Origin of the sequence: Agitococcus lubricus, assembly GCF_003051055.1 — a bacterium.
GTDB classification, from domain to species: domain Bacteria; phylum Pseudomonadota; class Gammaproteobacteria; order Pseudomonadales; family Moraxellaceae; genus Agitococcus; species Agitococcus lubricus.
In genome coordinates this window covers 111,973-130,955 of the sequence record NZ_QAON01000005.1, presented here as the reverse complement: position 1 = coordinate 130,955, position 18,983 = coordinate 111,973, and the positions used below count along the sequence as shown (strand labels likewise).

Below are 18,983 nucleotides of genomic sequence, written 5' to 3'. Positions count from 1 at the left end.
TAGACCAACCCTGTACAGTCCGTCACCACTGATTTGGTCTTCTTGGTGACGGTTTTAAGTCCGTTATAGAAGGTATTAAATCATGGCTACTCAAGCTATCTCTGAACAACCTAATTTAGTCAATGTTTTTGAAGGCGTTATTGGCTCGGTGCGTCAACTGGTGGTGAATGCGCGTGACTTGCATAGTTTTTTGCAAGTGGGCAAAGTGTTTGCCGCTTGGATTCAAGAACGCATTGGAAAATATGAATTTGTTGAAAATGAAGACTTCACGGTAACGGTTTCCAAAACTGGAATCCGTTCAAATGTTATACAGAAAGATTATTTACTTGCTCTTGATATGGCCAAAGAATTATCAATGGTCGAAAATAACGACAAAGGCCGCGAAGCTCGCCGTTATTTTATTGCAATGGAAAAAAAGGCATTAGCGGCTATGATTGAGCCTGTTGTTGAATACATTACTCATCAACAATATGAAGAACTGGCCAAAATAGTGTCTAGTATTGGTGGTATGTTTCACTATCGTTTAAAAGCATCTTGGTGGTTGTGGGCAGAATTAAAGAGTTTAACAGGGGCAACAACTTCCCGAAAAATACCTAAACAGTGTTTTGAGGTTGCTCAACAAAAACTTCAAGAACTTCACTCAAAATGTGTAGAGTACAAACAAATGATGCACGAAACCGAAACCGCATTTTTTAGACAAAATGTCAATTTAGTTCCTGTCGAGATGCAGGCTTTGTTAGACCAGTTAAAGTAAAAAACAAATTGAGATTTATTCTTAAGAATTAATTTCAATCAGATTTTGATGAAATTTGAAGCATTTCTATTGACTGTTATTAGTCATTGTCTTAAATTGTAGTCACGGGATGGCTGCTTTTTACGCGGCCTTTCTTATGCGCATTTTTTATCAAACAAAGAAAAATGCGATTTTTTAGTGATAAAAGGATAGCGGAGTCCCCTCATGATAACACAACCGAAGGTACATACCTTCCCCAATTTGGTTGAGGCGGCAAGAGAGAAAAATTTTGGTAAAGCCGTCACCATTGAAATTCCAGCCCAACCCTTTGGTGCGCCCAACGCACAAGGCGATTTTGAGGTATGGACAGATGCAGAAATTGAAGCGGATGCACGTGATTTTGCACGCCGCCTGAAAGCTGCATTTATGTAATCTGACACGAATTTTATAAAAGGCTCCACAGAGAGCCTTTTTTTATTGCGAGGATTTGATGATTTATCAACAGACAGAAGAGCAGGACAAGTCGGCGATATTGCGCCGAATTGCGTTTGTTTGCGATGAGCTTGGTGTTGGGCAAGTCGATATTAGTAGTAAAGATCTGGAATATGTATGCTACAAAATGAGAACAGGTTTTCCATGCAAATATGGCTTGGAAAAAGCCAGTGTTTTCAAGAAGGTAGCCTATTTTGTAGCGTTGTTCATTCAGCATAAACCCATTAAGTCAGAATTATTAGCCGTCGAAGTGGGGACTGAATTGGCCAAAGTGAATATCAATGCCTTAATCGCCTTTGATATTGCTATCCGTGTATTGAGTCGTGCCAAAATCAATCGCAGTGATGGCAAGGTTTTTACGGGTATTCGTCGTATTTCGCTGTCAAATCATTCTTACATGGATATTCTTGATACATTAAGCAGCCCTAATGAAGCTCAGATAACGGCTCCAACGCACTTCAAGCTATTGGCTGTGTTTTTTGAGCAATTAGTTTACAAAGATAATCCCGATATTCAGTATCCAGACGATCATAAGCCTGCAGTTTATGAGGTTCGATCTATCGTGCATTCGCCTAGTGCGGGCGACGATTTGGCAGGTACTTAATAAAATTTAAAAACACAGACCCGCTTAATGCGGGTTTTTTTATGGGTGATTTATGGCAGGCGTTCAAATTGGTGCATTGCACGTTAGCTTGAGTGCGGATAGTGCTGCTTTTGACCAAAATATGCAGCAAGCACAAGAGACTGCTGATGAAGCCATGTCAAGCATTGGTGACAATGCCAAAAAGTTAGCAGGGGTTTTGGCTGGCTTATTTGTTGTTGACGAAATAAAAACACGCATTAAAGAGCAAATTGATTATGCGGATGGCTTAGCTGATATTGCAGCCCGTGCAAACTCAACAGCCGAAGCACTTAGCGCAATGGAATACGCTTTGCATTTTAACGATGCTACTTTAGAAGACTACACAGGTGGCTTGCAAAAATTAGCATTAAACATGGATGCAGCCGCACAAGGAAGCAAAGCACAAGCAGAATTATTTGACACGCTTGGAATTAAATTACGCGAACAAGATGGCCAAATGCGTAATGCAGCAGATGTCATGCTTGATATTAGTGATGTGTTGGCAGGCATGAATGATGGCGCAACAAAAACAGCATTAGCAATGGATTTGTTGGGTAAAAGTGCGGGCCCTGCATTATTGCCACACCTTAGCCAAGGCAGTGAAGCAATCAAAGAACTTACAGCCGAAGCCGAAAAATTTAACCTTGTTGTCAGTACAGACGCATCGAATGCGGCAGGCCAAATAAATGACTCTTTAGATAAGTTAAGTTTTGCGGCGACTGGCACATGGCGAGTAATGGCCACGCAATTATCACCAGTATTAGGTGCAATTAGTGAAAATATGCTCAAAGGCGCACAAGATACAAAAATTATGGAAAGTGCAGCATGGGCCATATCAACAGCAATAAAAGTGATGTACACAGGATTTAAAGCCAGTGTAATTGAACTTGAATATTTTGGTGATGTGATTGGGAAAATATCAGCAATGGCTGCTATGGCAGCTCAAGGTGATTTTGCTAAAGCCAAAGAAATTTGGAACGATAATACAGGAAATATTAAAGCAACAAATAAATTGTTAGCATTAGGCAATATTTGGCAAGACACAGCTAAAAAAGCAAGTATATCAGCCGAAGAGCAAGCAGCAGCAGCCGAAAAAGCGGCTAATACACTCAAAATTGAGCAACAATTAGCAGCTTTAAGAGCCGCGCAAGGCGGTCAAAAAGGCGAAAAAAGCAAAGATAATTTTCAGTATGGCGGATTACAACTGGCTCAAGACGAATATCAAGGCATAGTTAATGCCGAAAACTTATCTATTTTTGATTTTAACGCACAAGAAGAAGTAGCAGCCGCTCAGTTTGGCGACATGATTGACAGTATGCTAGTTGAATTAGATGCCGCACAAGTTATTGCTGATGCTCAATGGCAAGAGTTTATAGATAGTGAGATGGTCGCAATGGATGCGGCTAATGTTTACAAACTCAATGCTCAAAATGATTTTGTTGCCGCCTTTATACAAGGTGACTTAGACCGTGTCAATGCGGTAGTCACTAACGGCGATAAAGAACTAGAAGCCCGAAAAGCCCAAATGCAAGCCACTGTAGGATTTTTTAACCAAGGCTTGGCGCAAATGGCACAAGGCCAAGGTAAAGCGGCAAAAGCTGCACAAGCTATTCAAAAAGCACAAGCACTCTATGAAATTGGTGTAAATACTTATCGTGCTGCTATGGGTGCATACTCAGCTTTAGCACCAATACCATTTGTAGGGCCAGCGTTAGGCGTTGCGGCGGCGGCGGCTGCAATTGCTTTTGGTGGTTCGATGGCTCAAGGTGTGTTAAGTGGTGGGGGAAGCCCTAGTGTAGCAGGTGGTGCGCCTCCTGCATTACCTGCATCATCATCGCCAACTAGCCAAGCCGAACAACGAGCCGAGCAACCTACACTAACTACTTATGTTCGTATTCCTGAAGATGCCATCTTAACAGGCCGAAAAATGCTTGATTTTATTGATGAAGCAATGGGCGATGGTAAGCAATTAAACAATTTACGGTTTATACCAGCATGACGACAACAGCAAACAAAGCAATCATTTGTTATGACAATTTGCTTGCGTCATCAAAGTTATTAAGTATTGCTGCAACTAGCCAACAAGCAGGCTATAGCGTGCAAAATTGCTATGACTGGCAAACCACAAGCTACTGGTCGCCTACACCAAGCGTAGGTTATCACTATTTTACCGCCACATTTACAAGCCCTGTTACTGCTGACTATTTGGCAATATACAAGCATAACTTAGGCGATGTAGGCGGTACTTTTTATTTAGAGTACAGCTTAGATAGTGGCAGCACATGGCAGTTAGCGACTACAACCATCACCAGTGCTATTAACAACGAATTAAAAATTAACTTGTTTAATGCGGTAACAGCTACGCATTGGCGCGTGGTGTTTAACTTGTACACTGCAACGCCTTTTTACATTGGCGTGGTGATGTTTGGCCGCAAATTGCCCTTATACCGTGGCATGGTGGGTGGCTTTGTTGTGCCACGACACGGACGCAAAAACGAAATAATCAATCAAACTACTGAGGGTGGGCAGTTTGTAGGGCGCATCAAAGTATCAAAAGGCGCACGCTCAAACATAACTTTTAAAACAGTACCTCAAATGTGGGTGCGTGATTACTGGGAAGCGTTTGTGCTTCATGCTGAAATGTTGCCGTTTTTGTTTAGCTGGAATCACGAATTTTACCCACAAGATGCCTGTTTTTGCGTAACCGATGGCGAAATACCATCACTGGCTATTAATGAAAACCGTTTTCACGATATTAGCTTGCCTGTTATGTGTTTATTAAGTGGTATTACATAATGTCATATATTAGTGAGTCTAAAAAATACGGACGCATACCCACCGTATTTGTTGAATTAGACATGGACTTTTGCGCCAATACTTATGGCATAGCTCCTTGTACTGCCAGTATTGGCGTAACTGGTACAAGTAAATGCTATAACACGTATGCAACGTGCCAAGACAAAGCCAACTTTAACAAAATAACCAAGACTTACCGATTTTGTGAGCAAAACGCGGATTTACCTGTGGGGTTATCGGCTATACCGCTTCTAAAATCAGTCAGTTTTGCAAGCCAAGAAATAACGCCCAACAAAGGTTTAGGCGTACGTGGTAGTGTGTCTATTAGCTTTATTGATGCGCCGTGGCCAGACACCGAAATAGACCCTTATTTTAGCGAACGGACTAACCAAGGCACATTTTGGGGCAAGTTTAAAGCACGTAATCCGTTTTATGAAAACCGTGTTTTACGTGTCAGACGTGGTTATTTAATCAAAAATGGTTTTGATTGGGCTAACTTTGTTAATAGCGTTTATGTTATTGAGCAATTACAAGGTATAGCCAAAGACGACAGCGTTAAAATTGTCGCTAAAGATATTCTAAAACTGGCAGATGATAAAAAAGCCTTGTTTCCAAAGCCGTCAAACGGTCGTTTAAGTGCCAATATTGACGCAATTCAAACCAGTTTTACTATTACCCCTAGTGGAGTAGGTAGCCAGTATAAAACCAGTGGTAAATTAGCGATTAGCGGCGAGATGATGAGCTACACGCGCTCAGGTGATACATTTACTGTGGTTCGTGGTGTAAGTAATACTAAAGCAGAAGATCATAAAGCAGATGATACCGTTCAAGAAGTGGGTATTTTTGTTACTCAAAAAATCCAAGACGTTATTTATGAGCTTTTAACCACGTATAGCGGAATAAGTACCAGTTACATTGACAAGCCAGCGTGGGACGCTGAGGCAACTGCTTATTTAGCAGGTGTTTGGAGTGCCGATATACCCGAACCAACTGGCATAAATACGCTTATTGGTGAATTAACTGAACAAGGTACGTGTCGCGTTTGGTGGGACGAATTAGATCAACAGATACGATTTAGAGCCATTAAACCATTGCCTAATACATTGCCTGTTTTAAGTGATGAAAGTCATTTTTTAACAAAAAGTATTGATGTAAAAACAGATACAAACCAACGTATTAGTACAGTTTTAATTTATTTAGCACAAAAAAAGCCGACAGAAAAGTTAGACGACTTAAAAAACTATGAATTGCGTGTTGCTACGCCTAATTTAGAAGCGATTAGCGACTTTGAATATGGCTCAAATATCGTTAAAAAAATTTTTAGTCGTTGGTTTAATAAAAATAGTTTGGGTAGAGCTAATGCTTTAGCGGATGCGTTGTTAAAAACGTATCGAGACCCACCACAAATTATTGAGTTTAATTTAACGCCTGCCTTGCAGCTAAAAGTGGGTGACTTGTTTTATGCTCAAACACGCAAAATTCAAAGTGTGACTGGTGAGTTGGCAAGTGTACCGATGGAAGTTATTTTTGCACAGCCAACTGATAGGGATGATATTAAATATAAAGCGCAACAAGTTAGTACAGCGATACCAATCGGCAATCAAAAACCTGTTCCATTTTCTATTGATGAAGTAGCTGGAGTTAATTTATACGATAGATTTGTCAGTATTTGGGGTATTCCAGAAGCTGGTGACATTATTACATTTACCGTTTTTGAAAATGTGCTAATAACCAGTGCAACGGTTAATGATTATGCAATAGTTGTTGATGATAGATGGCCTGCTGGTGTTACGCTTTTGCTAGTTAATAATGGAGTAATTGCAGGTCGTGGTGGCAAAGGTGCGGATGCGTGTTGGTATTATCAATCCTCAAATAGCCCACCTAAACCTGATGAAATTGATTTCGTTTTTGGTAGTAATGGTGAAAATGGTGGTAATGCTATTTTAGCTAATTACGCAATAACTATAGATAATAACGGGACTATTTCAGCTGGTGGTGGTGGTGGTGGTGCAGGTATTGCAATGCTTTTAGGTGATGACATTACATCTGAGTATTCAGGTGGTGGTGGTGGTGGTGCGCCAATTGGATTTGGTGGCAACCGAGGCTACATACATCAATTTGTAGATGGTATTGAGTATTATTTTACAGATAATGATTTTGAAACAGCAGGTAAAACAGCAAGCAAAACACAAGGGGGCAATCCAGGTATAAAGTTTTGTAAATCAACTCCTTCACCATTTGGCTATACAGCAAATGGAGGTAAAGGGGGGGATTTGGCACAAAATGGAGAAGATGGAGGCAGTCCATCATACCCCTCATCATTTACACCAGGGGCTGGTGGTATTGCTGGTGATGCAATACACGGCAATAGTTTTATTACTTGGCAAAATGTGGGCAGTATTTTAGGTACTGTAACGTAATTAACAATATCAACAATAGGCTGCTTGTGCAGCCTTTTTTATTTGGAGCATAAAAATGCCAGCACGTAAACGTGATTTTATTATTGAAAAAGGTGCAGATTTTCAACGTCAATTATTTTTAAAAGCAGGGCCAGACGCAGATATTCGTGATTTTACTGCACGTATGCAAGTTCGTAGTGCAGTATCAAGCGAAGTCGTTGTTTTGGATTTAACAACTGAAAATGGCGGCATTACTTGTGATTATGGTGTTATTACTATTAACGTAACGGCTGCTATTACCACTGCATTAGACACGTCTGGCTTAAATAGCAAAGGCAAGGTCACAGAACCAGGGCCAATCGGCGAATTACCTTATGAGTCTGAAGGTAAAATTGCTCTTTATGACTTAGAGCTAATTTCACCTTCTGGAATCGTGACTCGTTATTTAGAAGGTCGTGTAGCTATCGTTGATAACGTGACACGCTAATAATAATTAAGCCTCATTGCTTGAGGCTTTTGAGGATTTAATTATGGGTGAAGTAGTAACTGTAGGCATTCCTGGGGTGTTTGGTTTAACAGGGGAAAAAACAGCGTACAAAGATGAAGGTATTTTGCTTGGAGAAGCTCAGGTAATTAATTTTGTGGGTGCTGCTGTTCAAGTAAGTTTAAGTGGAGGTGTTTTAACAGTTGAGGTTCAAAATGGTACTGACTCAATTGATGTGATTGATAGCTTAGAGTCAACTCGCACTGATGCTGCATTGAGCGCAAATCAAGGCCGTATTCTGGATGAAAAGATTTTGCAGAATGCAGAAGACGCCGCCAGTTATACAGACCAGAAATATTCAGAAGCCGCACAATACACTGATATGGCGGTACAAACGCTAACAGATGACATTGCTACGGCTGCTCAGACTGCTGAAGATAATGCTAAAGCCTATGCTGATGCTGTCGTTGTCTCGGTATTCAAGTTTCAGGGTAGTTATGACCCCCAAAGTGGCACAGGTAATTACCCCGAAGCAATAGATACCTTGGATGGTAATCCTGTTAAAGCAGGCTATGCTTGGGTTATTCGAGGTTTAACAAACGGCCAATACACTTTGGCCTTAACGGGTGATGTCGTCAATAATGGCGATATGCTGTTTGCTCGTGTAGATAACCCATCACCAACGTCGGCCTTAGATTGGTCTGTACAAGAAGGTAACTTAGGCTTCACGCCTGAGAACACCAACAACAAAGTTAATACTTTGGTGTCACCAAACACAGACGATTATCCGACTACAGAATCACTCGCTGAAGAAGCTGTCTTAGGCTCAATTGTTCAAAGTCTAAGTATAGCTTATAAAGCTCAAGCTCGGGCTAATCTAGGGTTAGGGGCTGTTGCGACTGCAAGTGACACCGATCATATTGATGAAGGTGCTGATAATCGTTTTTTTACACTTGCTCGCGAAAATGCGCTTAAAACGATTGATGGACAAAATGATGGCAACAACGTCACTGGTCTACGCTCTCGAACTGTAGGCGGGCAAAATATCACAATTTCGGGTGCAGACAGCATTAACATCGGTGGTTCAGGCAACGACATTACAGGGAATAATGTTATTTTAGAAAACTGTATAGGTTGTGTAGTGAGCGGCTCTAACGTACATATTAAAAATGCACGTAACTTAACTATTACATTCAGTGACACCGTTATTGAGGGTAGTTTAAGTGTTTTAGGGCATTATCGCGTTCGGACTAACCTACGTGGTTCTAACACTGCCTCAAATACTTTTCAGATAACACAAGATGGTAATAACGCAACAACAGCAAATATGGTGCCATTAGCATTAACGACTTCTGTTGATAAAGACTCGTTAGCTATTCATCGTTTAGCTTTTCAAGTATATCAAACACCTGACAATTCTGGGCAACCCAATCGGCGTGATTGGATGATGTCGGGGGAGCGTGTATTCAAGACTCGTAAAGTAAGAAATGGGGATACAGTGGCGGTTATTGGGACTTCGACAATCGGTAGTGATTATGTTAGTACTACCTATGGGGTAGCAGCATCAGGAACTACAGGTGCTCTAACACCCCTCGTATTAACTGTTACTCCGCCATTAGGATTTAATTCTAATCAAACTAATTATGTTGTTGCGACTTTGGAGTCTGAGTATTTTATAAGCTCTTAAAGAGTTTTATCAGACACTAAAAAAAATATCAGACAATCATAAAAAAGCACAAAAAACAAAAAAGCCTGTAATTATTGATATTACAGGCTTTTTTATATTTAAGATGGTGGGTTGGGCGGGATTCGAACCCACGACCAATTGGTTAAAAGCCAACTGCTCTACCGACTGAGCTACCAACCCATCTTTGCGTTTCAGCGTTAGCATCGCTGAGGCCGCGTATATTAAATGTTTTTGAAAACTATGCAATAGTTTTTACCAAAAAAAATCATTCAAAAGACTATAAAATAAACAAAATCAGTATCTTTGCTTATTTGCTAAACAAAAAGGGCTGGAGAACCAGCCCTTTTAAAACAAAGCAGCGATTAGAAACGATACGTGCCTTTATGAATGTTTTCCCAAATTTCGGGGGTGATGGCTTGGTAACTGTTAGTACCAGGCAACCAGACAAACAAAGGCTCGCCATGTGTGGCATTAATATCAAAACTATCTTTTTTCAGATTGTTTTTTTGATATTTGAATGTGCCTGTCGTTTCCATTTTTTGCTGTAAGCGCAAAAAGACGGGAATGGCATACGCGGGCATTTCTTTGCGTAAATGTTCTAATAAGCCACTATAGTCAATGGTCATGCCTTCGTGCGGGGTAATCGCAGCCATCCCCGCGCGGCCATTGGTATTGGGAATTTCTACCCCATAAACCACCGCTTCTGCCAAGGCAGGATAACTGCACATGAGATTTTCCACTTCGGTGGTGGACACATTTTCGCCTTTCCAGCGGAAAGTATCACCTAAACGGTCAACAAATTGCGCATGACGGAAGCCAATGTCACGCACGAGGTCGCCCGTATTAAAGTAGCGGTCACCTTTTTCGAATACATCTTTTAAGATACATGATTCATTTTTGGCAGGGTCGGTATAACCATCAAACGGTGTACGTTCGGTAATTTTGCCAATCAAGAGACCTGCTTCACCTTTGGCTGCTTTAACCATAAAGCCATTGGCATCGCGTACAGGCTTATCGTTTTCTTTGTCATATTTAACAATCGCATAGGGTAAAGGACAAAAACCCACCGTATTATCAAAGTTAAAAATGTTGTTAAAACCAATATTCCCTTCAGAAGAGCCATAGAGCTCGTATACTTCTTCTACACCAAAACGCTGTTTGAATGGTGTCCAAATATTGGCACGCATACCATTCCCCACCATTTTACGTACACGGTGTGCTTTGTCTTCGGGTTTGGCAGGGACTTCCATCAAATAACGGCATAATTCGCCCACGTAACCAATCGCGGAAGCATTGTATTTACGAATATCATCCCAAAATTCACGCGCAGAAAACTTACGACGCATCGCTACCCCTGCACCGCCGTATAAAATTGCGCCATAACAAACGGCCATTGCGGTAGCATGGTAAAAGGGTAGGGTGACATACATGATGTCACTGTGATTTAAGTCCATGACTGAGCCAAAAATCCCGTAGGCTTTCATCCAACGACCATGACTGAAAATGGCCGCTTTAGGCATGCCTGTGGTGCCAGAGGTGTAAATATAAAATAGGCCATCGCTATAATATACTTGACTCGTGGTAGGTGGGTTATAGCTGGGAGAGTTTTGGATTTCAAGCGCCAAATTTCTAAAATTTGCAGGCGCAGCACCTGCGTCTTTTAAGGTATCTGTGTCAGCAAACCAATAGGTTTTATCTGCACCTACGACTAAGTCGGCACGAACATCATTAAATGCATTGACTAATTCATCACCGACAATAGCCATTTTCGGTTTAACGAGGTTAAAACTGTGCGTTAACACTTTACCGGTCTGTGAGGTATTTAATAATGCACAAGTGACGCCAATTTTGGCTAAACCACCCACGGCGGCCAATAATTCGGGGCGATTTTCTATAAAAATCGCAACGACGTCCCCTTTTTTCAGTCCTTGCGCTAGGAAATAATGGGCAATACGGTTAACCCATTGATTAAACTGCAAATAATTTAACTGAGTATCTTTGTATAGTAGTGCACTGCCATAAGGATTGGCTTTGGTTGCTTTTTCTAGAGCCCAACCTAAGCCGCCTACTTTGGTCGGATTAGTACTTGAGCCAAGGGCTAATCCATAAGCCATTTTAGGGAGTTTTTTTAGAACTGCTGGTGCTTTGCGTAAGACATCAATCGGTTTAATAATATCTTGTGTACTCATGGGAAAACAAATCCTCTGGCGTGCGGCGCAACCGAAAAACGGGGCGAATGAAGTCGGGACGTTTGGATATATCGCAGGACATTAGGTTTACTCTAGACGGTGTTATATGCGTCTCTAGAGTACCCTGCCATTAGCGATAGTCGTGATAGTCCTAAAATGCTAGATTGACCGTATTAACATTCAGTATTTGTATACTTAACCGATAGCCGAGTGAATGATACTCTGAAAACTGTGACGAACAATTAGAAGAGATATTTATCGGCAATCGCGCTAAGACTCTAATTGGGATTAACGTACCAAATTCTAAGTATTAACACGGTGATTTATTACCATTGATGGCGTAGAGCTAACGACATGAGGTCTGAGACACATGCTGCAATCTGACATTAAAGATGTCGGTTGTGAGTTGTTCGTCTGATGAGTCGAGTAAACAACTGCATACAGCGTGTGTTTGCTGTTTTGCGGGTAACATAACCGTGTTATGACACAAAACGCAGTACTTAGCATTAGCCTGCCATCATAGGCCGCGCCTAACTTAACCGCAACTTGGATTGCATGCAAGACTTGACGTAATTTATAAGGCATATTTAGCAAAAATAGCCCAAAAATGCCTAAAATCACTGCTAATATGGCCTAAAATAACAAATAAAAGGATAGTAATTAAAAGCTGCTGCCTGTTTTGAGATAAGTCGAATCATCGGGCAACAGCACTAGAGAAGCATGTATTTAGTCTAAAAAGAAATCACGTTGAATTTGGTCTTTGGTTGCAGGATTGCAGGCATAGTGGTCAAAGTCAGTCACGCCATAAGCACGCAATACTCCTTCATCTAAATAATGTTGGCCTGTTTCGCGGTGGCTAATAATGGCAAAGGCGGCATCAGCCATAATGTCAGGTTTACGGCAAATATCGACGGCTTCATCATTGGCAATATTGTTAGTGACGGCGGCTGTGGCAATATAGGTTTCTGGCCACAAAGTGTTGACACAAATGCCATAGTCTTTAAATTCTTGTGCCATGCCAATCGATAATAACGTCATGCCATATTTGGATAAGGTATAAGGTGCAAACACCGTTAACCATTTTGGATTGAGGTTAATAGGTGGCGATAAACTCAAAATATGGCCGTTACTGGATTTTTTTAGATAGGGCAAAGCCGCTTGGCTACAAACAAACACTGCACGATGATTGATGGATTGAATTAAATCGTATTTTTTTAACGGTGTGTTTTCAACATTGCTTAGGGCAATTGCGCCTGCATTGTTAATTAAAATATCAATGCCACCAAAATGCTCGGCCGCTTGTTGCATGGCTTTTTGTACCGCGACTTCATCACGAACATCTAACAAAATAGCCAAAGCTTTGCCACCTGCGGCAATCACTTCATCAGCCACACTATGAATGCTACCACCCAGTTTTGGATGTGGCTCGTTTGATTTGGCCGCAATTACCACATTAGCACCTTCACGAGCACAACGTAAGGCAATGGCGCGACCAATACCACGGCTAGCACCCGTAATAAAGACGGTTTGATTTTTTAAAGACATAGGATTCTCCAAGTTTGGTTTGGTTTCGACTTCGCTCAACCATCACTTTGCGCAACCACCGCGATTACACTCAGCTATCACGGCTTCATTAGGCGATTAAAGAGTGCGCTCTGAGCTGAGTCGAAAAAGGCGCACCCTGAGCGGAGTCGAAGGGCAATTTAATTAGACACCATTCGGTTCAATCACCAACAACAATTGACGTTTTTTCACCTGTTGTTTTTCGTGGACTAAAATTTCTTTCACTACCCCCGCACAAGGTGCTTTGAGTGGATGTTCAATTTTCATCGCTTCGAGTAACAATAAAGTTTGACCTGCGGTGACTGTGTCGCCCACCTTGGCTAAACTGTTAACCAATAAGCCATCCATGGGTGCCGCAATTTTATTTTGACTTGCCGCATCAGCCGTTTGTGGTGGGCTGTGGGTGTCATCACGAGCAATTAATTGCCCTTGCCCTACATCTAAATAAACGCTGTTATTGGCTAAGGCATAGTTGAGTTGGCGACGATGACCATTGATCACATAACGCAATAAACCATCGGTATTTTGATAAATATCAATCGCAAACTGTTGCTCATTCACTTGCAATAACCAAGGCTGTTGGCTATGCAGTGGGGCAGTGACTTGCACAGGTTGTTTTTGTTCACCAATGGTTAATAACAAAAATTTAGCAGGCAAAGTTGCCGTTTGTAGACGTTGATTAGGCGTGCTATTGAGTGCCAACACTAAACCAGCTAAGGCAAAATCTAAAGCTTGAGGTTGATAAGGGCGTAGGGTGGTTAAATCCGCTTCATGTTGGGTTAAAAAGCCCGTATGGGTGTCGCCAGCAATAAAAGCAGGATGACGTAATAATTGGGCTAAATAGGCTTTGTTGTTACTTAAACCCAATAACACGCTGTCTTCAACTGCTTTAGCCAATACGCGTGCTGCTTCTTGGCGTGTTGATCCCCATGCAATGACTTTGGCAATCATTGGGTCATAAAAGGGACTGACTTCACCACCTGTTTGCACACCATCATCAATCCTTACTTGTGCACCTGTTGCCGCTTGCCAGCGTAAGATTTTGCCTGTTTGTGGCAAGTAGTTAAATTGTGGGTCTTCAGCATACAAACGCACTTCAATAGCATGGCCATTGAGTAGAATTTGTTCTTGGCGAAGCGGTAAAGGTTCACCAGCAGCAACACGTAATTGCCAAGCGACTAAATCTTGGCCTGTAATCAATTCGGTGACAGGATGTTCAACCTGTAAGCGGGTATTCATTTCTAAGAAATAAAACTCGCCTTGATTATCTAATAAAAACTCAACCGTGCCTGCACCCACATAATTCACCGCTTTGGCAGCAGCAACAGCAGCTTCGCCCATCGCTTGACGTAATTCTGGTGTCATGACAGGACAAGGGGCTTCTTCAACCACTTTTTGGTGGCGGCGTTGAATCGAACAATCACGTTCACCCAAATACACACAGTTGCCGTGTTGGTCGGCAAACACTTGTATTTCAACGTGGCGTGGGTTGATAACGGCTTTTTCTAAAATTAACTCACCACTACCAAAAGCATTTTGTGCCTCAGAGCGAGCGGTACGAATCGAGGCCAATAATTCGCTGGCTTGGGTAACACAGCGCATCCCACGACCACCACCCCCTGCGGAGGCTTTAATCATCACGGGTAAGCCAATTTTTTCGGCTTGTGCGGCTAAAAATTGCTCATCTTGATTGTCGCCTTCATAACCTGGTACACAAGGCACGCCTGCTTTGAGCATCATGATTTTGGCTTGACGTTTGCTGCCCATCGCATAAATAGCATTAGCAGGTGGGCCAATAAAGGTAATTTGGTTATTGGCGCAAGCGGCAGCAAAGTCTTCATTTTCAGACAAAAAACCATAACCAGGGTGAATCGCATCTGCCCCTGTTGTTTTGGCGGCCGCAATAATTTTGTCTATAGATAAATAAGATGCAGAGACGTTCGATTCACCAATATGAATTGCTTCATCAGCTAATTGGGTGTGAGGGGCGTTGCAATCGGCATCCGAGTAAACGGCAACAGTGTGATAGCCGAGTTGTTTGGCGGTTCTAATCACGCGGCAAGCAATTTCGCCACGGTTAGCAATTAATACTTTGGTAAAAGACATAATGTTTTCTCTCTATTGCGCCCAGCTAGCAGCACGTTTTTGCACAAAAGCCATGCCACCTTCCAACCCTTCGGCACTTTGAATGGCACAAGCAAAGGCTTCTGCGGCATCGTCTAATACTTGGTTTAAAGGCTGTTCGCCAACTTGGTGTAATAAGGCTTTGGTCACTTGTGTGGCATTGGGTGCACACTGACGTAAATCATTAATAGTGCGAGCAAGGGCGGTTTCTAAGCTGTCATTATCGGCATAGACTTCATGCACCAAACCAATCGCTTGGGCTTGTTGACCATTGATACGCATGCCCAATAACGCCAAACGTCGTGCCTGGGTTAGCCCCAAACGTTGAACAATAAACGGTGCAATTTGAGCAGGAATAATGCCTAAGCGTGTTTCTGGCATACCAAACTGTGCATCGGCTTTGGCTAAGGCAACATCACTAACACAGGTCAAACCAAAACCACCACCTAAGACTGCACCTTCAATGACCGTGATGACTAAGAATGGCGCGCTATTGACTTGTGTCAATAAATGACCAAAGGTGCGATTAAAGTTTTGATAAGCATGAGGATTTTCAACAGCTTGTTGACGAATGGTCATCATGTCACGAATATCACCACCCGCACAAAAATGGCCACCTGCACCGCGTAAAACCACAGCACGAATATGATTTTCTGCACCCCATGTAAACAGGGCTTGTAACTCTTGCACCATTTGCAAACTCATGGAGTTACGGCTTTCTGGGCGATTCAGGGTGATATGTAAAATCCCTTTATCTTCAGTGACTAATAAAGTTTGGCTTGTGGGTAGAGACATCATTTATTCCTGTAGCCCGTGTATTAACACGGGAGCATATTGTTGTTAACTCCTGTATTACGCAATGCTTCATACAGGCTACCAAATTTGGACTACTCCCCTTAATTTAGGGGGAGGCTGGGAGGGGGTAGACCCCACCCTAACCCTCCTCTTAATAAGGGGAGGAAAGATAGTTACTTCTTCTTTTTGCTAGGTAAGGTATTGGTTAATTTACAAATGATGCCAAGCATAATTTCGTCAGCTCCACCACCAATAGACACCAAACGACCGTCACGGTAAGCACGAGCAATGGGGTTTTCCCACATGAAGCCTTGACCGCCCCAATACTGTAAGCAGCTATCAGTGACTTCGCGCATTAAACGGCCTGCTTTTAATTTAGCCATAGATGCTAAGAGGGTCACATCTTGACCACTAATGTGTTGTTCACAAGCCTGATAGGTGAGTGCACGTAAACATTCCACTTCGGTGCGTAATTCAGCTAAACGGAAGTGAATGGATTGATTATCAATTAAAGGTTGACCGAACGTGGTGCGCTCACGGCAGTAGGCAATGGTTTTGTCGATACAGCTTTCCAAACCACCCACCGCATTGGCCGCACCATATAAACGTTCTTCTTGGAACTGCATCATTTGCATCATAAAGCCCATTCCTTCCGCACCAATCACATAACGTTGTGGCACACGCACGTTGTCTAAGAAAATTTGAGCGGTATCGGAAGAACGCATGCCTAATTTATTGAGCTTTTTGGAGAACGACACGCCAGCAGCTTTAGTGGGTACGACAATTAAGGACTTGTTAACGTGAGGTTTATCATCACTGGTATTGGCTAACAAACACAAAAAGTCTGCTTGTGTGGAGTTGGTAATCCACATTTTTGTACCATTGATGATGTAATCATCACCATCTTTGAGTGCGGTGGTTTTAATGGCTGCCACATCAGAGCCAGCATGAGGTTCAGACACAGCAATCGAGGCAACATATTCGCCTGCAATAGCAGGAGTTAAAAACTCATCACGTAATTCTTTAGAACCAAAACGGGCAAGGGCAGGTGTGGCCATATCCGTTTGTACCCCAATTGCCATCGGTACACCACCACAGTTAATTTTGCCTAATTCTTCGGTAACGACCATGTTGTAAGAGTAGTCTAAACCCATACCGCCGTTTTCTTCGGGCTTACACACACCCAATAAACCTAATTCGCCCATTTTTCTAAATAATTCATGGGCAGGGAAAATGCCTGCTTCTTCCCATTCATCGACAAAAGGATTGATTTGACTGTCAACAAATTGTTTGGTGGTGCGGCGTAAAGCATCATGTTCTGGGGTAAATTTCATCTTGCTATCCTCATTAGTAGCCCGTGTGAAGTACAACGTAACACGGGAGTATCTCTTTGTTTTCCTGTATTACGCTACGCTGCATACAGGCTACACTCTTCTTCTTTTCAGGAGGAGAGTTCATGTGGTGGTTAGAATCTTGCCACGCCATAAGTATTGGTGCTTAACTGGCGTTGTTCTGCTTCTTTAATGGTTTGTAATAAGAAAACGAGAAGTTTGCGGGTGTCTCGTGGGTCAATCACCCCGTCATCAAACAGTTTTGCGGTATTAAACAAAGCGGTTGATTGCGACTCTAATTTGGCAGCAGTACTCATTTCTAAGAAATTAAGCACATTTTCGTCAGGGGTAATGCCCATTTTTTGTTGTTTGGCTTCAGTGACAATTCTTAATACTTTGCCTGCTTGTGCGCCACCCATCACGGCTGTTTTCGAGTTTGGCCATGCAAAAATAAAATGAGGGTCTAAACCACGGCCACACATGGCATAGTTACCTGCACCATAGGAGCCTCCAATCACAATCGATAGCTTTGGTACACGGGTATTGGCCACGGCTTGAATCATTTTTGAGCCATGCTTAATCACGCCATTTTGTTCGGACTCTGTACCCACCATAAAGCCTGTTGTATTGTGTAAAAACAATAATGGGCGATTGGTTTGGTCACAAAGCTGAATAAATTGGCTGGCTTTGGCAGCGCCTTGGGGAGTGATTGGGCCGTTATTGCCAATGATGCCAATAGTGACGTTACCGATATTGGCCCAACCACAAATCGTTTGATTATCAAATTCGGTTTTAAAGTCTAAAAAGTTAGAGTCATCGACTAAACAGGCAATAACCTGACGTACATCATAAGGCTTGCGTAAATCACAAGGAATAATGCCTAAAATGTCATCAATCGGATAACGTGGCTCTGGTGCATCATGATTCAGTTGTGCTTTGTCCCAACCTAACATCGAGACAATATCACGCGCTTGCCGAATGCCATCAGCATCGTTTTCGGCTAAATATTCCGCCGTTCCTGCAACTTGAGCGTGCATTGCAGCACCGCCCAAATCTTCTTCTGTCGCCACTTCACCTGTTGCTGCTTTTAATAGCGGAGGGCCTGCCAAAAACATTTCGGTTTTGCCACGCACCACCACCATATAATCGGATAAACCGGGTTGATAAGCACCGCCTGCGGTGGCATTACCATGGACAACGGTAATTTGCGGAATACCCATTGCTGATAAACGGGCTTGGTTAGCAAAAGAACGCGCACCTTCAACAAAAATATCGGCAGCATGATTGAGGTTTGCACCGCCACTTTCGGCCAACGTGACCATTGGCAATTTATTTTGACGGGCAATTTGTTGCAAACGTAGGCTTTTACGCAAACCACTGGGCGAAATCGTGCCGCCTTTGATGGCAGAATTACTTGCACCCACCAAACAACGCACACCATTAATCACACCAATGCCCGCAATCATATTACCGCCAGCTTCGGTACCATCTTTATCATCATCGAGCATATAGCCTGCTAAACCACACAACTCAACAAATGGCGAACCTGCATCTAATAGGTGTTGTACACGTTCATGAGGCAACATTTTGCCACGCTTAGTAAATTTGGGCTTTTCTTGTAAAGAGCGTTCTAACACTTTTTGTTTAATCGCTGCCACTTCGTCAATTTGTTTGAGCATGGCTTGGCAATTGGCTTGATAATCAGCACTGTTGCGGTCAATGTCTAATTCGATAATAGGCATAATCGGTTATGCTCCTTTAGTTGCCC

General features: G+C 42.4%; 14 protein-coding genes and 1 tRNA gene. 8 read left to right on the top strand and 7 right to left on the bottom strand.

Features of this window, described 5'->3' with window-relative positions; genetic code table 11:
* The first annotated feature begins 82 nt into the window (after positions 1-82).
* The 8 genes from C8N29_RS06860 to C8N29_RS06825 all read left to right on the top strand — a co-directional run bounded on the left by C8N29_RS06860 (position 83) and on the right by C8N29_RS06825 (position 9,213).
* Positions 83-754 (top strand): antA/AntB antirepressor family protein, encoded by a 672-nt coding sequence (locus tag C8N29_RS06860; protein WP_107865310.1) that lies wholly within the window; start codon positions 83-85, stop codon positions 752-754.
* Between the two features lie 204 nt (positions 755-958).
* Positions 959-1,165, top strand: coding sequence for a hypothetical protein (locus C8N29_RS06855; protein WP_107865309.1), 207 nt, complete (start codon positions 959-961; stop codon positions 1,163-1,165).
* Between the two features lie 58 nt (positions 1,166-1,223).
* Positions 1,224-1,829 (top strand): hypothetical protein, encoded by a 606-nt coding sequence (locus C8N29_RS06850; protein ID WP_107865308.1) that lies wholly within the window; start codon positions 1,224-1,226, stop codon positions 1,827-1,829.
* 52 nt (positions 1,830-1,881) lie between these two features.
* Positions 1,882-3,846, top strand: coding sequence for a phage tail tape measure protein (locus C8N29_RS06845; RefSeq protein WP_107865307.1), 1,965 nt, complete (start codon positions 1,882-1,884; stop codon positions 3,844-3,846).
* Entirely contained in the window at positions 3,843-4,643 is an 801-nt protein-coding gene (locus C8N29_RS06840; protein ID WP_107865306.1) for a discoidin domain-containing protein, read from the top strand. Before C8N29_RS06845 ends, C8N29_RS06840 begins: the two co-directional genes overlap by 4 nt.
* A complete protein-coding gene (locus tag C8N29_RS06835; protein ID WP_146164427.1) occupies positions 4,643-7,063 on the top strand; it encodes a hypothetical protein in 2,421 nt (806 codons plus the stop codon). The genes C8N29_RS06840 and C8N29_RS06835 overlap by 1 nt, the downstream gene beginning before the upstream one ends.
* A gap of 55 nt (positions 7,064-7,118) precedes the next feature.
* Positions 7,119-7,529: a hypothetical protein gene (locus tag C8N29_RS06830; protein WP_107865304.1), complete on the top strand. Its 411-nt coding sequence runs from the start codon at positions 7,119-7,121 to the stop codon at positions 7,527-7,529.
* Between the two features lie 43 nt (positions 7,530-7,572).
* A complete protein-coding gene (locus C8N29_RS06825) occupies positions 7,573-9,213 on the top strand; it encodes a hypothetical protein (RefSeq protein WP_107865303.1) in 1,641 nt (546 codons plus the stop codon).
* A gap of 104 nt (positions 9,214-9,317) precedes the next feature.
* Here C8N29_RS06825 and C8N29_RS06820 read toward each other — a convergent pair.
* The 7 genes from C8N29_RS06820 to C8N29_RS06790 form a co-directional block, all read right to left on the bottom strand.
* A tRNA-Lys gene (locus C8N29_RS06820) sits at positions 9,318-9,393 on the bottom strand.
* 182 nt (positions 9,394-9,575) lie between these two features.
* On the bottom strand, positions 9,576-11,402 hold the full coding sequence (locus tag C8N29_RS06815; RefSeq protein ID WP_107865302.1) for a long-chain-acyl-CoA synthetase: 1,827 nt from the start codon (positions 11,400-11,402) through the stop codon (positions 9,576-9,578).
* A 726-nt stretch (positions 11,403-12,128) separates the two neighbouring features.
* On the bottom strand, positions 12,129-12,947 hold the full coding sequence (locus tag C8N29_RS06810; protein WP_107865301.1) for an SDR family oxidoreductase: 819 nt from the start codon (positions 12,945-12,947) through the stop codon (positions 12,129-12,131).
* A gap of 162 nt (positions 12,948-13,109) precedes the next feature.
* A complete protein-coding gene (locus tag C8N29_RS06805; protein ID WP_107865300.1) occupies positions 13,110-15,071 on the bottom strand; it encodes an acetyl/propionyl/methylcrotonyl-CoA carboxylase subunit alpha in 1,962 nt (653 codons plus the stop codon).
* Between the two features lie 12 nt (positions 15,072-15,083).
* A complete protein-coding gene (locus C8N29_RS06800; protein ID WP_420836651.1) occupies positions 15,084-15,887 on the bottom strand; it encodes an enoyl-CoA hydratase/isomerase family protein in 804 nt (267 codons plus the stop codon).
* Between the two features lie 170 nt (positions 15,888-16,057).
* Positions 16,058-17,218 carry an acyl-CoA dehydrogenase family protein gene (locus C8N29_RS06795; RefSeq protein WP_107865298.1) on the bottom strand — a complete coding sequence of 387 codons (1,161 nt, stop codon included), beginning with the start codon at positions 17,216-17,218 and terminating at the stop codon, positions 16,058-16,060.
* A gap of 131 nt (positions 17,219-17,349) precedes the next feature.
* The gene (locus C8N29_RS06790; protein WP_107865297.1) at positions 17,350-18,957 is read right to left on the bottom strand and encodes an acyl-CoA carboxylase subunit beta; all 1,608 of its coding nucleotides are present in this window, start codon (positions 18,955-18,957) and stop codon (positions 17,350-17,352) included.
* Positions 18,958-18,983 lie beyond the last annotated feature (26 nt).

Bases quoted from the DNA above. Each gene is read 5' to 3' on its own strand.
- C8N29_RS06810 (WP_107865301.1), bottom strand. From the start codon at position 12,947: ATGTCTTTAAAAAATCAAACCGTCTTTATTACGGGTGCTAGCCGTGGT.
- C8N29_RS06795 (WP_107865298.1), bottom strand. From the start codon at position 17,218: ATGAAATTTACCCCAGAACATGATGCTTTACGCCGCACCACCAAACAA.
- C8N29_RS06815 (WP_107865302.1), bottom strand. From the start codon at position 11,402: ATGAGTACACAAGATATTATTAAACCGATTGATGTCTTACGCAAAGCA.
- C8N29_RS06835 (WP_146164427.1), top strand. From the start codon at position 4,643: ATGTCATATATTAGTGAGTCTAAAAAATACGGACGCATACCCACCGTA.
- C8N29_RS06790 (WP_107865297.1), bottom strand. From the start codon at position 18,957: ATGCCTATTATCGAATTAGACATTGACCGCAACAGTGCTGATTATCAA.
- C8N29_RS06800 (WP_420836651.1), bottom strand. From the start codon at position 15,887: ATGATGTCTCTACCCACAAGCCAAACTTTATTAGTCACTGAAGATAAA.
- C8N29_RS06860 (WP_107865310.1), top strand. From the start codon at position 83: ATGGCTACTCAAGCTATCTCTGAACAACCTAATTTAGTCAATGTTTTT.
- C8N29_RS06825 (WP_107865303.1), top strand. From the start codon at position 7,573: ATGGGTGAAGTAGTAACTGTAGGCATTCCTGGGGTGTTTGGTTTAACA.
- C8N29_RS06830 (WP_107865304.1), top strand. From the start codon at position 7,119: ATGCCAGCACGTAAACGTGATTTTATTATTGAAAAAGGTGCAGATTTT.
- C8N29_RS06850 (WP_107865308.1), top strand. From the start codon at position 1,224: ATGATTTATCAACAGACAGAAGAGCAGGACAAGTCGGCGATATTGCGC.
- C8N29_RS06855 (WP_107865309.1), top strand. From the start codon at position 959: ATGATAACACAACCGAAGGTACATACCTTCCCCAATTTGGTTGAGGCG.
- C8N29_RS06845 (WP_107865307.1), top strand. From the start codon at position 1,882: ATGGCAGGCGTTCAAATTGGTGCATTGCACGTTAGCTTGAGTGCGGAT.
- C8N29_RS06840 (WP_107865306.1), top strand. From the start codon at position 3,843: ATGACGACAACAGCAAACAAAGCAATCATTTGTTATGACAATTTGCTT.
- C8N29_RS06805 (WP_107865300.1), bottom strand. From the start codon at position 15,071: ATGTCTTTTACCAAAGTATTAATTGCTAACCGTGGCGAAATTGCTTGC.